Source organism: Xylanibacter ruminicola Ga6B6 (genome assembly GCF_000687715.1).
Lineage (GTDB): Bacteria > Bacteroidota > Bacteroidia > Bacteroidales > Bacteroidaceae > Prevotella > Prevotella ruminicola_B.
The window spans coordinates 310,549-326,740 of sequence record NZ_JHXD01000001.1 but is presented as its reverse complement, the minus strand read 5'-3'; the positions used below and the strand labels follow the sequence as shown (position 1 = coordinate 326,740).

Sequence of the window (16,192 nt, the reverse complement as noted above, 5' to 3'; positions counted from 1 at the left end):
GATATATGAAGGAACTTTTAGACATGAACAGGATTCCCCAGCACATTGCCATCATTATGGACGGTAATGGACGTTGGGCCATGGAGCGTGGTAAAGACCGTAGTTTTGGCCACCAGGCAGGTGTAGACGCAGTGCGCCGCATCACTTCTGAGTGTACCCGACTGGGAGTCAAGTTCTTAACGCTATACACCTTCTCTACGGAGAACTGGAATCGTCCAGCCGACGAAGTTGCAGCCCTGATGGGACTGGTACTCACATCGCTTGAAGACGAGATCTTCATGAAGAATAACGTACGTTTCCGCGTGGTGGGCGACCGTTCACGTATCCCCGATGCCGTAAACAAGAAGTTGGCCGAGACCGAGGAGCATACTGCCAAGAACGATGCTATGACCATGGTAGTTGCACTGAGCTATTCATCGAAACTGGAGTTGACAACAGCTACCAAGCAGATTGCCCAGGAGGTAAAGGATGGCAAGCTGGATGTAAACAACATTACCGAGGAGACCATCAACGAACGTTTGTGGACCAATTTCATGCCCGACCCAGAGTTGCTGATCCGTACTGGTGGTGAGATTCGTATATCAAACTATCTGTTGTGGCAGATTGCCTACTCAGAGCTTTACTTCTGCGATACATACTGGCCTGATTTTATGGAAGAAGACCTGCATAAGGCTATCTACAGCTATCAGAGCCGCCAGCGCAGATTCGGCAAGACCGAGGCACAGGTAGAGGCCGAAGAGAAAAAGTAAAAAGGTACGAAAGTAAAAAAGTAAAAAAGAAAGTGACTTATATTTATATTATAAATAAGGTGAAAGGACTGGTGAAAGGTATCTTACCTGTTTACCTTTTAACCTTTTTACCTTTCACTGCTTCTGCTCAGGATAAGATTGTAAACCCTGATATCTCGTACGCCGGTACCCCTCGTACCTGCGAAATCGGTGGTATCGCAGTTGAGGGTGTTGAGGGATACGAGGATTATGTTTTGGCTGGCCTCTCGGGACTGTCTGTAGGTCAGGAGATTGAGGTTCCTGGTTCGCAGATTACCGAAGCCGTAAAGCGCTACTGGCGTAACGGATTGTTCTCGAAAGTACAGATTACCGCCGACTCGATTGTTGGCAACAAGATTTATCTGTGCATTCACTTAGGTATGCGTCCACGTATCAAGACCATCAACTACAACGGTATCAAAAAGGCCGAGCGCGAGGATATGGAGGCTAAGTTGGGTATGGTTAAGGGTATGAGCTTGACTCGTAACATCATCGACCGTGCAAAGATCTTGGCCAAGAAATACTTCGACGACAAGGGTTATAAGAATGCCGAGATCGACATCATACAGCACGAAGATGCCTCTGGACAGGTAACACTTGACGTAAACATCGACAAGAAAGACAAGATGAAGGTACGCCAGCTGGTGTTCCAGGGTAACGACAAGCTGAAGACTGGCAAGATTAAAGGCTCGCTGTTTGGCAAGGGTGCTTTCGGAAAGATTCACGAGGCTGGTAAGTTTACCAACTTCTTCAAGGCCAAGAAGTTTACCGACGAGCGCTATAAGGAGGCAAAGCAGGCCCTGATCGACAAATATAACGAGTTAGGTTTCCGCGATGCTACCATCGTTGAGGACTCGGTTTATCCATGCGACGATAAGCACGTAAACATCTTAGTAAAGATCGACGAAGGTGAGAAGTACTTTATACGCGATATCACATGGGTAGGTAACACTGTGGTTACAACCGACTACCTGAATGCCGTATTAGGCATGAAGAAGGGTGATGTATATAACCAGAAGCACATCGACAAGCGCCTGCGTGAAGACGAGGATGCCGCTGGTAACTATTACTATAACAACGGTTATGTTTTCTCGAATATCGACCCTGTTGAGGTAAACATCGACGGAGATTCTATCGATATCGAGATGCGTGTAACCGAAGGTCCTCAGGCTCACCTGAACCATGTCCGTATCTATGGTAACGACCGTTTGTACGAAGAGGTGGTACGTCGTGAACTGCGCACCAAGCCAGGCGACCTGTTCAACAAGGAGGCACTGACACGTTCGGTACGTGATATCGCATCAATGGGATTCTTTGATCCAGAAAAGGTGGTTCCAGATATCAAGCCAAACGTTGAGGATGGCTCGGTTGACGTGAACTGGCGCCTGGAGCAGAAGAGTAACGACCAGCTGGAGTTCTCATTAGGTTGGGGACAGACCGGTATCATCGGTAAGATTGGTATCAAGTTCAACAACTTCTCTATCCGTAACCTGTTTGGTAAGAACAAGCTGCACCGCGGTATCCTGCCTTATGGTGATGGTGAGCAGTTGGGCTTCAGCTTCCAGACCAACGGTAGCTACTACAGCTCACTGAGTGCCAACTATGGAACCAACTGGTTTGGCGGCAAGCGTCCTAACAGTTTGAATGTAGGTGTGTTCTACTCTAAGCAGAGCGATATCTCAAGTTACTACCGTAACAATTCATTCTACAACAACTACTACATGTACAGCGGCGGCTACGGCTCATACAATAATTACTATTACAACTATGAGTCGATGCTCGACGACGATAAGACCATGACTGTATTCGGTGCATCGTTGGGATGGGGTAAGCGTCTGCGCTGGCCCGACGACTACTTCCAGCTGTCGGCACAGCTCGGCTTCTCACGCTACATGCTGCGCGACTGGAGCTACTTCTATATCCACAACGGTAACTGTAACAATATCAACCTTGGTTTGACATTGAGTCGTACATCTACCGATAACCAGCTATTCCCACGTCGCGGTTCAGAGTTCATGGCATCGGTAACCGTTACACCACCTTGGTCGCTCTTCGACAATAAGGATTATGCTAATCTGGCCAAGAACTCTAACTCGGCTACCTACGAGGACGAGTTGCAGGATGTATATCGCTGGATTGAGTACCACAAGTGGAAGTTTAAGAGTCGCACCTTTACAGCCCTCACAGGCGGTCAGAAGTGCTTTGTGCTGATGACCCGTGTAGAGATGGGACTGTTAGGCAGCTACAACAGCAATAAGCGCTCACCATTCGAGACCTTCTACGTGGGTGGTGACGGTATGAGCGGATACTCATACGGCTACTCAGAGGAGACCATCGGACTGCGCGGATACGAGAATGGATCACTCTCTTACTCTTCGGCCTACGAGACCATGATGAAGGGTGGTACCATCTCATCTTATAACTCTTACGCTTACGACCGATTCACACTCGAGCTGCGTTACCCATTCATGCTGGGTAACACCACTATCTATGGACTGGGCTTCCTGGAGGGTGGTAACGCTTGGGCCAACGCCAAGGACTTCAACCCATTCAAGATGAAGCGTTCGGCAGGTCTCGGTGTTCGTATCTTCCTGCCTATGGTTGGTTTGATGGGTATCGACTGGGCATACGGTTTCGACAATGTTTACACCAGCCAGTATGGTGCACAGAAGAAGGGTGGAAGCAACTTCCACTTCATTCTCGGTCAGGAATTCTAAATTATACAGCTATGAAGAAATTGATTATCTGCGCAATCTGCGCAATCTGTGGTTTCACAAGTATCAACGCCCAGAAGGTGGCAGTGATCGACATGGAGTACATCCTGAAGAACATCCCAGCCTACGAGCGTGCCAACGAGCAGTTAGGTCAGGTATCAAAGCAGTGGCAGGCTGAGGTTGACGCTTTGAATGCCGAAGCCCAGACACTTTATAAGAACTACCAGAACGAGGTGGTGTTCCTCTCGAAGGAGCAGAAGAAAGCCAAGCAGGACGCTATCGTTGACAAGGAGAAGCAGGCTGCCGAGCTGAAGAAGCACTACTTCGGTCCAGAGGGCGAGCTGTTTAAGAAGCGTACCGCCTTGATGAACCCCATACAGGAAGAGGTTTACAACGTGATTAAAGATATAGCAGAACTGCGAGGCTATCAGTTGGTACTCGATCGTGCCAGCGATGCTGGTATCATCTTCAGTTCGCCCAAGATCGACATCTCATCAGAGGTGCTTCGTAAGTTGGGATACGCTAACTAATTGAGAATTGATAATTGAAAAAATAATAATTAAAAACAATAAGTAATATGAAAAAATTGATTATCTGCGCACTTTGCGCTATCTGCGGTTTCACTACCGCCAATGCACAGGGTAAGTTCGGCCATGTGAACACCCAGGAGATTATGCAGGCCATGCCTGAGTTTACTAAGGCTCAGAACGAGATTAAGGCACTGCAGGACCAGTATGAGGCTGACCTGAAGAGCATGCAGGACGAACTGCAGAAGAAGGGTGAGGCTTTCGAGAAGGAGCAGGCTTCACTGCCCGAGAACATCAAGCAGCGCCGTCAGCAGGAACTGCAGGATATGTACACCAAGATTCAGCAGAGCTACCAGGACAACCAGCAGGCTTTGCAGAAGGCTTCGGCTGAGAAGATGCAGGCTATTCAGACCAAGATTCTTGATGCTATCAAGGCCGTAGGTCAGGCTGGTCAGTATGTTTACATCATGGAGAACAACTCGCTGCCTTACATCAGCACTACCCTCTCTACCGATGTAACTGCTCAGGTTAAGACAAAGTTAGGTTTGAAGTAATTCGAAAGTATAACTACCAAATTATAACATCATGAAACGATTCCTCGTACTTCTTGTGGCATTCGTATCGCTCAACGCATTTGCACAGGGCGACGCCACATCATCCATCAAGTTTGGCTACCTGAGCTATCAGGCTGCCATCCAGTCGATGAACGACTATTCGCTGGTTCAGCAGCAGATGGCCGACCTCAAAGCCAAGTATCAGGCAGAGGCCAAGCGTGTAGAAGACGAATTCAACAGGAAGTACGAGGAATTTCTTGATGGTCAGCGCGACTTCCCTAAAAGCATTCTGCAGAAGCGCCAATCAGAACTTCAGGAGCTGATGCAGCAGAACATCTTGTTTAAGAACAAGAGCACAAAGGAGCTTGAAGCCGCTGAGAAAGAGGCAATGAATGCCCTCAAGACTCGTCTTAACGAGACGCTTAGCGCCATTGCCCAGCAACGTGGTTTGGCACTCATTATCAATACCGACAGCGATGCCTGCCCATTCATCAATCCCGCTCTGGGCGAAGATATCAACGAAATAGTGAAGGATGCTCTCAAGTAATCCAGGACCAATTGGTATTTTTGACAGTGGTTACGGCGGACTCACCATCCTGCATGGTATCCGTCAACTGCTCCCCGAATACGATTATCTTTATTTGGGCGACAATGCCCGTGCGCCTTATGGACCACGTTCGTTCGACGTGGTTTATGAGTTTACACGCCAAGCCGTAGTAAAATTGTTCGAGATGGGTTGCCACCTGGTGATCTTAGGTTGTAACACAGCCTCAGCCAAGGCACTACGCACCATCCAGCAGAACGATCTGCCAAAGATTGATCCCGAACGTCGCGTGTTGGGTATCATCCGTCCTACAGCCGAGGTGATTGGCGATCTTACCACTTCCAAACATGTTGGCGTACTAGCCACCGAAGGAACCATCAAGAGTGAGAGCTACGACCTTGAAATTCACAAGCTTTTTCCTGACATCAAGGTATCAGGCGTGGCATGTCCATTCTGGGTGCCCTTGGTAGAGTATAACGAGGCCGACTCACCAGGTGCCGACTACTTCGTCAAGAAGCGTATCGACGAAATCATGCGTAAGGATCCCGACATCGATACCATCATCTTAGGCTGCACCCATTATCCCTTATTGATGCCTAAGATTCTGAAGTATCTGCCCGCAGGAGTACGCGTTGTACCCCAAGGCGAATACGTGGCCGAGAGCCTGAAGAGCTATATGGAGCGTCATCCAAATATCGAAGCCAAATGTTCTAAAGGTGCAGGTGTTCACTACCTCACTACCGAGAACCCCAACAAGTTCAAGGAACAAGCCCAAATTTTCCTCCACGAACCCGTAGAGGTAGATAACATCACTTTAGGTTAATTTTCTTATTTCGCGGATGATGCTCTAAGATTTCTTGTCTTAGAGTTGAAGTATCTATGTGGGTATAGATTTCTGTAGTACCAATGTCTTCGTGACCTAAGAGGGCTTGAATAAAGCGAAGGTCGGCGCCGCCTTCGAGCAATGCGGTGGCAAAGGAGTGGCGCAGGGTGTGGGGAGAAATGGTCTTTTGGATGCCGGCTTCCTTGGCCTGGGCTTTGATCATGATGAGAATCATGGTACGAGTGAGGTGGGAGCCTCGACGATTCAGGAACACATAGTCTTCCTCGCCAGGCTTTATCTTCATCAGGTTACGATCATCAAACCAGTAACCCAACTCCTGAATGGCTTTGGGCGAGATAGGTACCAAACGTTCCTTAGAGCCTTTACCCAGCACACGCACATACTCTTCGTCGAGATAAAGGTCGGAAAGTTTGAGGTTAACCAACTCACTGACACGTAAGCCACACGAAAAGAGCACCTCAATGATTGCACGATTGCGATGTCCCTCCCATTTGGAAACATCGATACTTTCTTCGAGACGGTCTACCTCCTGCGTTGTGAGTACCTCGGGCAGATGGTCGCCAATCTGTGGCGACTCCAACAATTCGGTAGGATCATCATCACGATAGCCATCCAACTGCACAAACTTAAAAAAGCTACGGATGCCACTCAGAATGCGACATTGCGAACGGGGATGGATGCCGATATCATGCAAACTGGCCGAGAAATATTCCAAGTCGGCTAACGTCACATCGCTTATAGCAATCTTCTCATGATCTAGATAGTCGAGCAGTTTACGCAGGTCACGCTGATAGGCATCGAGCGTATTACCCGACATGTTACGTTGCAGCTTTAAATAGCGCACATAAGCCTTTACAATGCCCTTTTGGTCAATCATTTGCACAAATTTGGTGCAAAGTTAGTATTTTTTTCTAATATATAGAAAAATATTTGTAACTTTGCAGCCGTATTAATACAAAGTTACAAAAATGAAGATTCTGATTATCAATGGTCCGAACCTGAACTTGTTGGGCCAGAGAGAGCCAGGCATCTATGGTTCGTCGTCGTTCGACGCATACCTGCCTGAGTTGCGTAAGCGCTTTGCTGACATCGACATCGAGTATTATCAGAGCAACGTAGAGGGTGAGCTGATTAACAAGATGCAAGAGGTTGGCTTTAACTACGACGGCATTGTGCTGAATGCTGGCGCTTACACCCACACCTCTATCGCTCTGCAGGACTGTATCCGTTCACTCAAAGCACCTGTGATCGAGGTTCATATCTCGAATGTGCACCAGCGCGAGGAGTTCCGTCATAAGTCGATGATCTCATGCGCCTGCAAAGGTGTGATTCTCGGTTTCGGTCTTGATTCGTACCGTTTGGCCATAGAAGCTCTGAAGGGATGACGCTCGACGAGTATATCCTGCAACACACGGAGCCAGAGCCTGACTACCTGTACCGACTATGGCGCGCCACCCACATACACACCATTCACGGACGTATGGCGAGTGGACACCTACAAGGTCGGCTGCTCAAGATGCTGGTGAAGATGATTCGCCCCCAGAACATCTTAGAGATAGGCACCTTTAGCGGCTACAGCGCTATATCGATGGCAGAGGGGCTGGAAGAAGGCGGACGCCTATATACCTTTGAGATTAACGACGAAATGGAGGATTTTACCCGCCCATGGATAGAAGGTTCGAGTGTGGGCGATAAGATAGAGTTCATCATCGGCGATGCGTTACAAGAAGCCCCTAAGTTAGGCATCGCTTTTGATATGGCTTTTATGGACGGCGACAAACGCACCTATCGCGACTGTTACGAGATGGTGATGAGCATACTGAAGCCTGGCGGTTTTATACTGGCCGACAACACACTTTGGGACGGTCACGTGATAGACCATGCCTACGATAATGACCGACAAACAAAGGGCATTGAGACATTTAACGACTATATAGCCCGCGACACTCGTGTAGAGCAGGTGATACTGCCACTAAGAGACGGACTTACATTGATAAGAAAGAAATAACAATTTAGAAGCAAGATTTAAGAGATGCAAGAGACAAGACAAAACAAGATTGCGAGATTGCTACAAAAGGAGCTCTCGCTGATATTCCAGCAGCAAACGCGTGCCACCCATGGCGTGATGATATCTGTTACACGTACAAAGATTTCACCCGACCTGAGTATCTGCACCGCCTATCTGAGTGTATTCCCCAGCGAAAAGGGCGAAGAGATATTGGCCAACATCAATGCCAATACCAAACAGATACGCTACGAGTTAGGCACTCGCGTAAGAAACCAGATGCGTATTATCCCTGAGCTGCGATTCTTTATCGACGACTCGCTCGACTATATTGAGCACATCGACGAACTTTTGAAAAAGTAAAAAAGGTGAACTTTCCTTTCTTTATTGCCCGCAGGTACCTGTTCTCAAAGAAATCCACTCATGCCATCAACGTCATCAGTGGTATCTCTGTGATTGGTGTGGCCGTAGCTACAATGGCGCTGGTGGTCACACTATCAGTGTTTAATGGATTCCACGATCTGGTAGCAACATTCTTTACAAGTTTCGACCCGCAGCTGAAAGTGGTACCTGCCGAAGGAAAGACCGTAGCTGCCGACGACCCGATTCTGACAGAAATAAGACAGTTGCCCGAGATTGAGGTTGCTACTGAGAGCGTAGAGGATATGGCACTGGCCATCTATCGTGGTAGACAGGCGATGGTAGTAATCAAAGGTGTTGATGACAACTTTGCCCAGCTTACCCACATCAACGAGATTCTTGTTGGCGATGGTGATTTTAGTCTGCATGCTGCCGACATGGACTACGGCACCTTAGGCATCCGACTGGCCGAGACGTTAGGCACAGGCTACACCTACGAAGAGCCGATCCACATTTATGCCCCACGCCGCGAAGGTCAGTTAGACATGACCAATCCTGACGAGGCTTTCGAGGAAGATGAGCTCTACTCACCTGGCGTGCTGTTCAACGTAAAGCAGTCGCGCTATGACAAGAACTACATTCTGACCAGCATCGCATTCGCTCGTCGCATTTTTGGACAACAGGGCATGCTCTCGTCGCTCGAACTGCGTCTGAAGTCAGGCAGCAACTTCGACAAAACAAAAGATCAGATTAAGCAGCTGTGTGGCACCAAGTTTGTAGTAAAAGACCGCTTTGAACAGCAGGACGACACATTCAAGATTATGAAGATTGAAAAGTTGATAGCCTATATCTTCCTGACCTTCATCCTGATGGTGGCCTGCTTTAACATCATCGGCTCGCTGTCGATGCTGATTATCGACAAGAAAGACGATGTAGTAACGCTGCGCAACCTCGGTGCAAGCGACAAGCAGATTGTTCGTATATTCCTGTTCGAGGGGCGTATGATTTCAGCCATCGGTGCTATCTTAGGCATCATCATCGGTCTGACCCTGTGCTGGTTGCAGCAGCAATACGGCATTGTAGCCTTAGGTTCATCGAGCGGCACATTTGTAATTAACGCCTACCCCGTAAGCGTGCATCCCGAGGATATCATCCTGGTATTCTGTACGGTGCTGATTGTAGGTTTTCTCTCTGTATGGTATCCCGTTCGCTACTTTGCTAAGCGATTATTAGTCTAGGTAATTTAGTTTTAACGTAGGTTTAACGTAGAATTTGCAACAAATAAGCAAAAAAGGTGTAACTTTGCACCCGATAACAATTATGCAACAACCAAACTTAAATGACATGAAGAAAATTCTATCGACCATTTTGCTGACACTGATCGGCACAGTAGCGATGATGGCACAGATGCAGATGCCATCTATTCCCGTAGATCCCGATGTACGCATCGGTAAACTTGACAATGGATTAACCTATTACATCCGTCACAACAACTGGCCTGAGAACCGTGCTGAGTTCTACATTGCTCAGAAGGTAGGTTCTATTCAGGAGAACGACGATCAGCGTGGTCTGGCTCACTTCCTTGAGCACATGGCCTTCAACGGATCGAAACACTTTAAGGGCAACGAGCTGATTCGTTGGTGTGAGAGCGTAGGTATCAACTTTGGTGGTGACCTGAACGCCTACACATCAATCGATGAGACCGTATATAACATCAGTAATGTCCCCACCACACGTGAGGGTATCATAGACTCTTGTCTGCTGATTCTCTACGACTGGGCCGACGGCTTGCTGCTGGAGCAGGAAGAGATTGAAAAGGAGCGTGGTGTGATTCATGAGGAGTGGCGCCTGCGCACCAGTGCTTTCATGCGCATGCTGGAGCGCGATCTGCCCAAGCTTTATCCAGGTTCAAAGTACGGCCATCGTATGCCTATCGGTCTGATGGAGATTATCGACAACTTTGAGCGTCCATTCCTGCAGTCATACTACGAGAAGTGGTACCGTCCCGACAATCAGGGTATCATCGTAGTAGGTGATGTTGATGTAGATCAGATTGAGAAGAAGATCAAGGATATGTTCTCACCCATCGTACTGCCAGAGAACCGCACGCTCGTTACCAAGGAGCCTGTGCCCGACAATGCCGAAGCAATTTATGTTATCGACAAAGATAAAGAGCAGCGCACCAACGAGGTGATGATCATGATGAAGCATGAGGTTTTCCCCGACTCACTGAAGGGCACAATTACCTACATGCTGTCCGATTATCTGAAAGATGCATGCATTCTGATGCTGAACGACCGTTTGAAGGAGTATGCCGAGAAGCCCGAGAGTCCATTCCTGAGCGCTAGAGCAGCCGACGGCAGATACATTCTCTCGAGCACAATGGATGCATTTGAGATTGACTTAAGTCCTAAGGACGGACAGATTGAAGCCGCTGTTACCGCCGCCCTCACCGAAGCACGTCGTGCTGCTGAGTTCGGTTTCACAGCTACAGAGTACAACCGTTTCAAGCAGAACTATACCAGTCAGCTTGAGAAGCAGTACTCAAACAAAGACAAGCGTTACAACTCACAGTTTGTAAATCAGTGTGTTCAGAACTTCCTGAACAATACACCAATGCCAAGCATTGATTACATCTACACCACCATGAAACAGATTATACCAATGCTGCCTTTGCAGACTGTCAACGCTCTGATGAAGGAGCTGATCCTGCCCACCGACAGCAACCTGGTGGTATTCAGCATGAACACTGAAAAGGAAGGCAATGTTTATCCTACAGAGGACAGCATGAAGAAAGCTGTTGCCAACGCCCGTTCGGCACAGATCAAAGCCTACGTCGACAATGTAAAGGATGAGCCATTGATGACCACCATGCCTAAGAAGGGTAGCATCAAGAAAGAGACCAAGAACGACCAGTTTGGCTATACCGAGTTGACACTTTCTAACGGCGCCAAGGTTATCCTGAAGCAGACCGACTTCAAGAAGGATCAGGTATTGCTGCGCGGTGAAGGATTTGGAGGTTCGGCCCTTTATGGCGAGAAAGACTTTGCCAACATCAAGATGTTCGACGATGTGATTGAAGCCAGCGGTCTGGGCAACTTCTCACACACCGAGCTCGAGAAAGCCCTTGCCGGTAAAATTGCCAGTGCATCTATCTCACTGGGCTCTAACCGCCAAAATGTAAGCGGTAGCTCTACACCAAAGGATATTGAGACTATGCTGCAGTTGGTATACCTCTATTTCACCAACATTGCAAAGGACCAGAAATCGTATGACAACCTGATGCAGACCACAGAGGTAAGTCTGAAGAACCGTCTGTTGCAGCCCGAGGCAGTACTTCAGGATTCTCTGACTGCCACTCTCACCTGCAACAACCCACGTAACAAGGTGCTGACGACAGCCGATTTGACTAAGGTGAGCTACGATCGTATCCTCGAGATGGCCAAGGAACAGACTGCCAACGCAGCTGCCTTTACCTTTACCATCATTGGTAACTACGACGAGAGCACTATCCGTCCACTCATCGAAACCTATCTGGCATCACTGCCTGCCAAGAAAAAAGTGGTAAAGAGTCCGAAAGTATCTACCCTCTTCAAGGGTGTTGCCATCAACAACTTCAAGCAGAAGGCTGAAACACCAAAGGCCTTTGCTGTTATGCAGTGGTACTCTGAAGATATTCCTATGACAGCAGAGAACGATATCAAAATTGACATGGCTGGACAGATTCTCAGCATGGAATATCTGAAGAAGATTCGCGAAGATGCCAGCGCTGCCTATACCGTACAGGCAATGGCCGGCATTGAGCGCAACGACTTTGAGACTATTGCTCAGATCCTTGCCGTTTGCCCCATGAAGCCAGAGAAGGCTGATACTGCCATCATGATTCTGCGCGATGAGGTGACAGCTATGGCCAAGACCTGTGATGCAGAGAAACTGCAGAAGGTTAAGGAATACATGCTGAAGAGCCATGGCGACCAGGTAAAGCAGAACAGCTACTGGCTGAGCATCATTAATGGCTGGCGCAAGTATGGTATCGACTTCCACAGCAACTATGAGAAGCTGGTGAACGCACAGACCCCTGAAAGCATCAGTGCCCTTGTAAAAGAGGTTCTGAAGTCGGGCAACCGTGCCGAGGTGATCATGCTGCCCGCAGAGTAAAATTTAGAATTAAGTATTTAGAATTAAGAGAGAATGAGTTATCTATTTTCGTCAGAATCAGTATCTGAAGGCCATCCCGATAAGGTGGCCGATCAGATATCTGATGCAATACTTGACCAATTCCTGGCTTACGACCCGAAGGCACGCTGTGCCATCGAGTCGTTTGTCACTACAGGTCAGGTAGTAATCATGGGTGAGGTTCGCAGTGATGTGTACATCGACCTGCAGACTATGGCCCGCAAAACAATTAAGCGCATTGGCTATACCAAAGCAGAGTATCAATTCGACGGCGATTCATGCGGAATCCTGAGTGCCATCCACGAGCAGAGTGCCGATATCAACCGCGGTGTTGACAACGGCAACGAAGACGAACAGGGCGCTGGCGACCAGGGCATGATGTTCGGTTACGCCACCAACGAGACTGAAAGCTACATGCCCGTAAGCCTCGATCTGGCACACCTCATTATGCGTACCCTGGCAGATATCCGTAAGGAGGGTAAGGAGATGACTTACCTACGCCCCGACTCTAAGAGTCAGGTAACTGTACAATATTCAGACGAGGGTATCCCTGAGCGTATCGACACCATCGTGGTATCAACCCAGCACGACGAGTTCGACGAGGACGAGAAGATGTTGGCCAAGATCAAGGACGACGTCATCAACATCCTGATTCCACGCGTGAAGAAGCAGATTCACTCACAGAAAGTACTCGACCTGTTCGGACTCGACATCAAGTACTACGTAAACCCAACAGGTAAGTTTGTGATTGGTGGTCCTCACGGTGATACTGGTCTGACAGGCCGTAAGATCATTGTAGATACCTACGGTGGTAAGGGTGCCCACGGAGGTGGAGCCTTCTCGGGTAAAGATTCATCAAAGGTTGACCGCAGCGCCGCTTACGCAGCCCGTCACATTGCCAAGAACATGGTTGCAGCAGGTGTTGCCGATGAGATGCTGGTACAGATAAGCTACGCCATCGGTGTGGCCAAGCCCATGAACATCTATGTAAACACCTACGGTCGCAGCAATGTACAGATGAGCGATGGCGAGATTGCCAAGAAAATTGAGAAGCTCTTCGACCTGCGTCCAAAGGCCATCGAGCGTACCCTGAAGCTCCGTCAGCCTATGTACAGCGAGACAGCAGCCTACGGACACATGGGACGTAAGTGCGAGGTTGTACAGAAGACTTTCACCAGTCATTATCACGAAACAAAAACGATGGATGTTGAACTGTTTACATGGGAGAAGTTGGACCGTGTAGACGATATCCGCAAAGAGTTCGGACTGTAATCAGATATGCTGGAGAACGATAGCATCCTAACTACTATAACATCTGCCCCCGAAGATACGGTGGCAGTTCATACGGCAAAACCGCAGACACCCTACGAGGTGCTGCGGTTGTTGCCTAAAGATGCTACGCCTGCCCAACAGGACTCGGCTATACAAGAGTGGTTTGAACCCAAAGAGATTCATTACAGCAGCAGACCTGACACACTGCACTTACCAGGACAAGAGATACCTCGCGACCTGAAGGAAGTGAGTTTGCCGAACTATTACCGCGAGAACTTCTTCTCGAACAACACGATGTATCATCCGGAACTGAATGTAGAGCGTATTGGCGTTTCGGGCGCCCCTATCCCCTACACTATTCAGAACGACAGTTTTGTAACAGGCATTCTGATTTTCTGCTTCCTGCTGATAACATTCACTTTATCGCGCATATCAGGATTTATTATCAAGCAGACCAAGCATTTCTTCTCACCATCCAAGTCAGTCCAGATGCTCGACGAGACAGGCAGCGAAATCAAATTCCAGTTTCTGTTCCTGTTTATCACCTGTCTGCTATATGCCCTGCTCTACTACTTCTACACCAACCATTTTGTGGCTAACACCTTTGTATTCTCGTCCGAATACACGCTGCTGTTCATATATGGATTGAGCATACTGATTTATATGTTAGGCAGAATGATATTGTATTCGATAGTGAACAGTGTATTCTTTTCAAAGAAAGAAAATTTACAATTCCAGGGATCATTACTACTCATAACATCACTCGAAGGGGTAGCATTATTCCCATTGGTATTACTATTGGCATATTTCCAGTTTTCACTCCAAAATGCCATCTATTATACCGCAACTATCGTTATTTTTGCTAAAATTCTCACATTTTATAAGTCTTATGTTATCTTTTTTAATCAAAAAGGAGGTTTTCTGCAAAATATTTTGTACTTTTGTGCCCTCGAAATGATACCTTTAATTTCGCTCTGGAGCGGATTGCTGGTAATAACTGAGAATTTGAAAATAAATATTTAGGACACATATGCTCAAAAAGATTTTGGTTTCACAACCTAAGCCAACAAGTGAGAAGTCGCCATATTTCGATATTGCGAACAAGTTTGGTGTTGAACTGGTTTTCCGTCCTTTCATCAAGGTCGAGGCAATCAGCTCTAAAGATTTCCGTGCACAGAAGGTGAACATCCTGGATCACACTGCCATCGTATTTACCTCGCGTCATGCCATTGACCATTTCTTCAATATGGCCAAGGAGCTCAGAATCAATATTCCTGAGGACATGAAGTATTTCTGTGTTACCGAGACTATTGCTTTGTACATCCAGAAATATGTGCAGTACAGAAAGCGCAAGATCTTCTTTGGTGAGACTGGTCGTATTGACGATCTGATTCCTACCATGGTTAAGCATAAGACCGAGAAGTATCTTGTTCCACTGAGCGATGTACATACCGACAGTCTGGCCAACCTGCTCGACTCTAAGAAGCTACAGCATACTGAGTGTGTGATGTACAAGACTGTGAGCAACGACTTCACTGAGGAAGAGGTTAAGAACTTCGACTACGACATGCTGATTTTCTTCAGCCCTGCCGGAATCGAGTCGCTGACCAAGAACTTCCCCAACTTCAAGCAGGACAAGATTGCTATCGCCACTTTTGGTCCAGCAACAGCAAAAGCTGCCAAGGAAGCCGGTCTGCGCTTGGATATCGAGGCTCCTAACGAGAAGTATCCATCAATGACAGGTGCTCTGCAGCACTACCTGTTTGAAATACAAGACTAAGAATTGATGACGACAGCGCCTACCTTCAGCAAAGAGGAGCGCATCGTCAGCAACCTGCTGATAGAAACGCTCTTTGAGAAAGGCAATAGTCACTCGCTGACTGCTTATCCTCTAAGGGCTGTTTTTCTTAAAACAGAACACCATGAGGGATGTGCCCCTGTGCAACTGCTCATCAGCGTGCCTAAAAAACGCTTTAAGCATGCGGTTGACAGAAATAGAGTGAAACGTCAGGTACGTGAAGCCTACCGCAAGAACAAATCACTGCTCGAGGGGAAGGTAAACGAAGGCGAGATGCTATTGATAGCCATCATTTGGCTGACCGACAAACACTTCCCTACACTTGATGTTGAGAAGAAGATGATAAGTCTCATGAAGCAGATAGCTAAAGATAAAGCATGAAGAGGCTGATACATCTCATTTCGTGGCTGCTGGTATTACCTATCCGCTTTTACCAAATGGCCATCTCACCACTTTTAGGACCTTCGTGCCGATTCACTCCCACATGTAGCGAGTATGCCAAACAGGCCATCATGAAGCACGGTCCCATCAAGGGTTTAGGATTGGCTATCTGGCGCATATTAAGATGCAACCCATGGGGCGGTTCGGGTTACGATCCCGTTCCTTAGTAAAATAAAGAATAAAGAAATAA

The 16,192-nt window shown here is 47.7% G+C and carries 17 protein-coding genes; 16 read left to right on the top strand and 1 reads right to left on the bottom strand.

Features of this window, described 5'->3' with window-relative positions:
• Window positions 1-5 precede the first annotated feature (5 nt).
• From T500_RS0101385 to murI, 6 genes are read left to right on the top strand one after another with little or no spacing between them, the layout of a single operon-like run.
• A complete protein-coding gene (locus T500_RS0101385) occupies window positions 6-749 on the top strand; it encodes an isoprenyl transferase (RefSeq protein WP_028906632.1) in 744 nt (247 codons plus the stop codon).
• A 59-nt stretch (window positions 750-808) separates the two neighbouring features.
• Complete coding sequence (locus T500_RS0101380; protein ID WP_051611806.1) at window positions 809-3,484, top strand: POTRA domain-containing protein; 2,676 nt, start codon at window positions 809-811, stop codon at window positions 3,482-3,484.
• A gap of 11 nt (window positions 3,485-3,495) precedes the next feature.
• A complete protein-coding gene (locus T500_RS0101375) occupies window positions 3,496-4,011 on the top strand; it encodes an OmpH family outer membrane protein (RefSeq protein ID WP_013063167.1) in 516 nt (171 codons plus the stop codon).
• A 47-nt stretch (window positions 4,012-4,058) separates the two neighbouring features.
• Entirely contained in the window at window positions 4,059-4,562 is a 504-nt protein-coding gene (locus T500_RS0101370) for an OmpH family outer membrane protein (protein WP_028906630.1), read from the top strand.
• A gap of 31 nt (window positions 4,563-4,593) precedes the next feature.
• Window positions 4,594-5,109 (top strand): OmpH family outer membrane protein, encoded by a 516-nt coding sequence (locus tag T500_RS0101365; protein ID WP_028906629.1) that lies wholly within the window; start codon window positions 4,594-4,596, stop codon window positions 5,107-5,109.
• A complete protein-coding gene (gene murI, locus T500_RS0101360; RefSeq protein ID WP_028906628.1) occupies window positions 5,096-5,929 on the top strand; it encodes a glutamate racemase in 834 nt (277 codons plus the stop codon). Before T500_RS0101365 ends, murI begins: the two co-directional genes overlap by 14 nt.
• On the opposite strand, the gene xerD is transcribed toward murI, so the two are convergent.
• Window positions 5,916-6,827, bottom strand: a complete 912-nt coding sequence (gene xerD / locus T500_RS0101355) for a site-specific tyrosine recombinase XerD (protein ID WP_028906627.1) — start codon at window positions 6,825-6,827, stop codon at window positions 5,916-5,918. The two genes, murI and xerD, sit on opposite strands and share 14 nt — an antisense overlap.
• 91 nt (window positions 6,828-6,918) lie before the next feature.
• Here xerD and aroQ point away from each other — a divergent pair, with 91 nt between their 5' ends.
• From aroQ to yidD, 10 genes are all read left to right on the top strand, one after another.
• A complete protein-coding gene (gene aroQ, locus T500_RS0101350; protein ID WP_028906626.1) occupies window positions 6,919-7,335 on the top strand; it encodes a type II 3-dehydroquinate dehydratase in 417 nt (138 codons plus the stop codon).
• A complete protein-coding gene (locus T500_RS0101345) occupies window positions 7,332-7,958 on the top strand; it encodes an O-methyltransferase (RefSeq protein ID WP_028906625.1) in 627 nt (208 codons plus the stop codon). The genes aroQ and T500_RS0101345 overlap by 4 nt, the downstream gene beginning before the upstream one ends.
• Before the next feature lie 24 nt (window positions 7,959-7,982).
• Window positions 7,983-8,318 (top strand): 30S ribosome-binding factor RbfA, encoded by a 336-nt coding sequence (gene rbfA, locus T500_RS0101340; RefSeq protein ID WP_028906624.1) that lies wholly within the window; start codon window positions 7,983-7,985, stop codon window positions 8,316-8,318.
• A 5-nt stretch (window positions 8,319-8,323) separates the two neighbouring features.
• Entirely contained in the window at window positions 8,324-9,553 is a 1,230-nt protein-coding gene (locus T500_RS0101335; RefSeq protein ID WP_028906623.1) for an FtsX-like permease family protein, read from the top strand.
• Window positions 9,554-9,659: 106 nt separating this feature from the next.
• On the top strand, window positions 9,660-12,473 hold the full coding sequence (locus T500_RS0101330) for a M16 family metallopeptidase (protein ID WP_028906622.1): 2,814 nt from the start codon (window positions 9,660-9,662) through the stop codon (window positions 12,471-12,473).
• Between the two features lie 33 nt (window positions 12,474-12,506).
• Window positions 12,507-13,763 carry a methionine adenosyltransferase gene (gene metK / locus T500_RS0101325; protein ID WP_028906621.1) on the top strand — a complete coding sequence of 419 codons (1,257 nt, stop codon included), beginning with the start codon at window positions 12,507-12,509 and terminating at the stop codon, window positions 13,761-13,763.
• Between the two features lie 6 nt (window positions 13,764-13,769).
• Window positions 13,770-14,786 carry a DUF4271 domain-containing protein gene (locus tag T500_RS0101320; RefSeq protein WP_028906620.1) on the top strand — a complete coding sequence of 339 codons (1,017 nt, stop codon included), beginning with the start codon at window positions 13,770-13,772 and terminating at the stop codon, window positions 14,784-14,786.
• Window positions 14,787-14,793: 7 nt separating this feature from the next.
• Window positions 14,794-15,543, top strand: a complete 750-nt coding sequence (locus T500_RS0101315; protein ID WP_013063921.1) for a uroporphyrinogen-III synthase — start codon at window positions 14,794-14,796, stop codon at window positions 15,541-15,543.
• 6 nt (window positions 15,544-15,549) lie between these two features.
• Window positions 15,550-15,942, top strand: a complete 393-nt coding sequence (gene rnpA / locus T500_RS0101310) for a ribonuclease P protein component (protein WP_028906619.1) — start codon at window positions 15,550-15,552, stop codon at window positions 15,940-15,942.
• On the top strand, window positions 15,939-16,169 hold the full coding sequence (gene yidD / locus T500_RS0101305; RefSeq protein ID WP_013065440.1) for a membrane protein insertion efficiency factor YidD: 231 nt from the start codon (window positions 15,939-15,941) through the stop codon (window positions 16,167-16,169). The genes rnpA and yidD overlap by 4 nt, the downstream gene beginning before the upstream one ends.
• The last annotated feature ends 23 nt before the right edge of the window (window positions 16,170-16,192 follow it).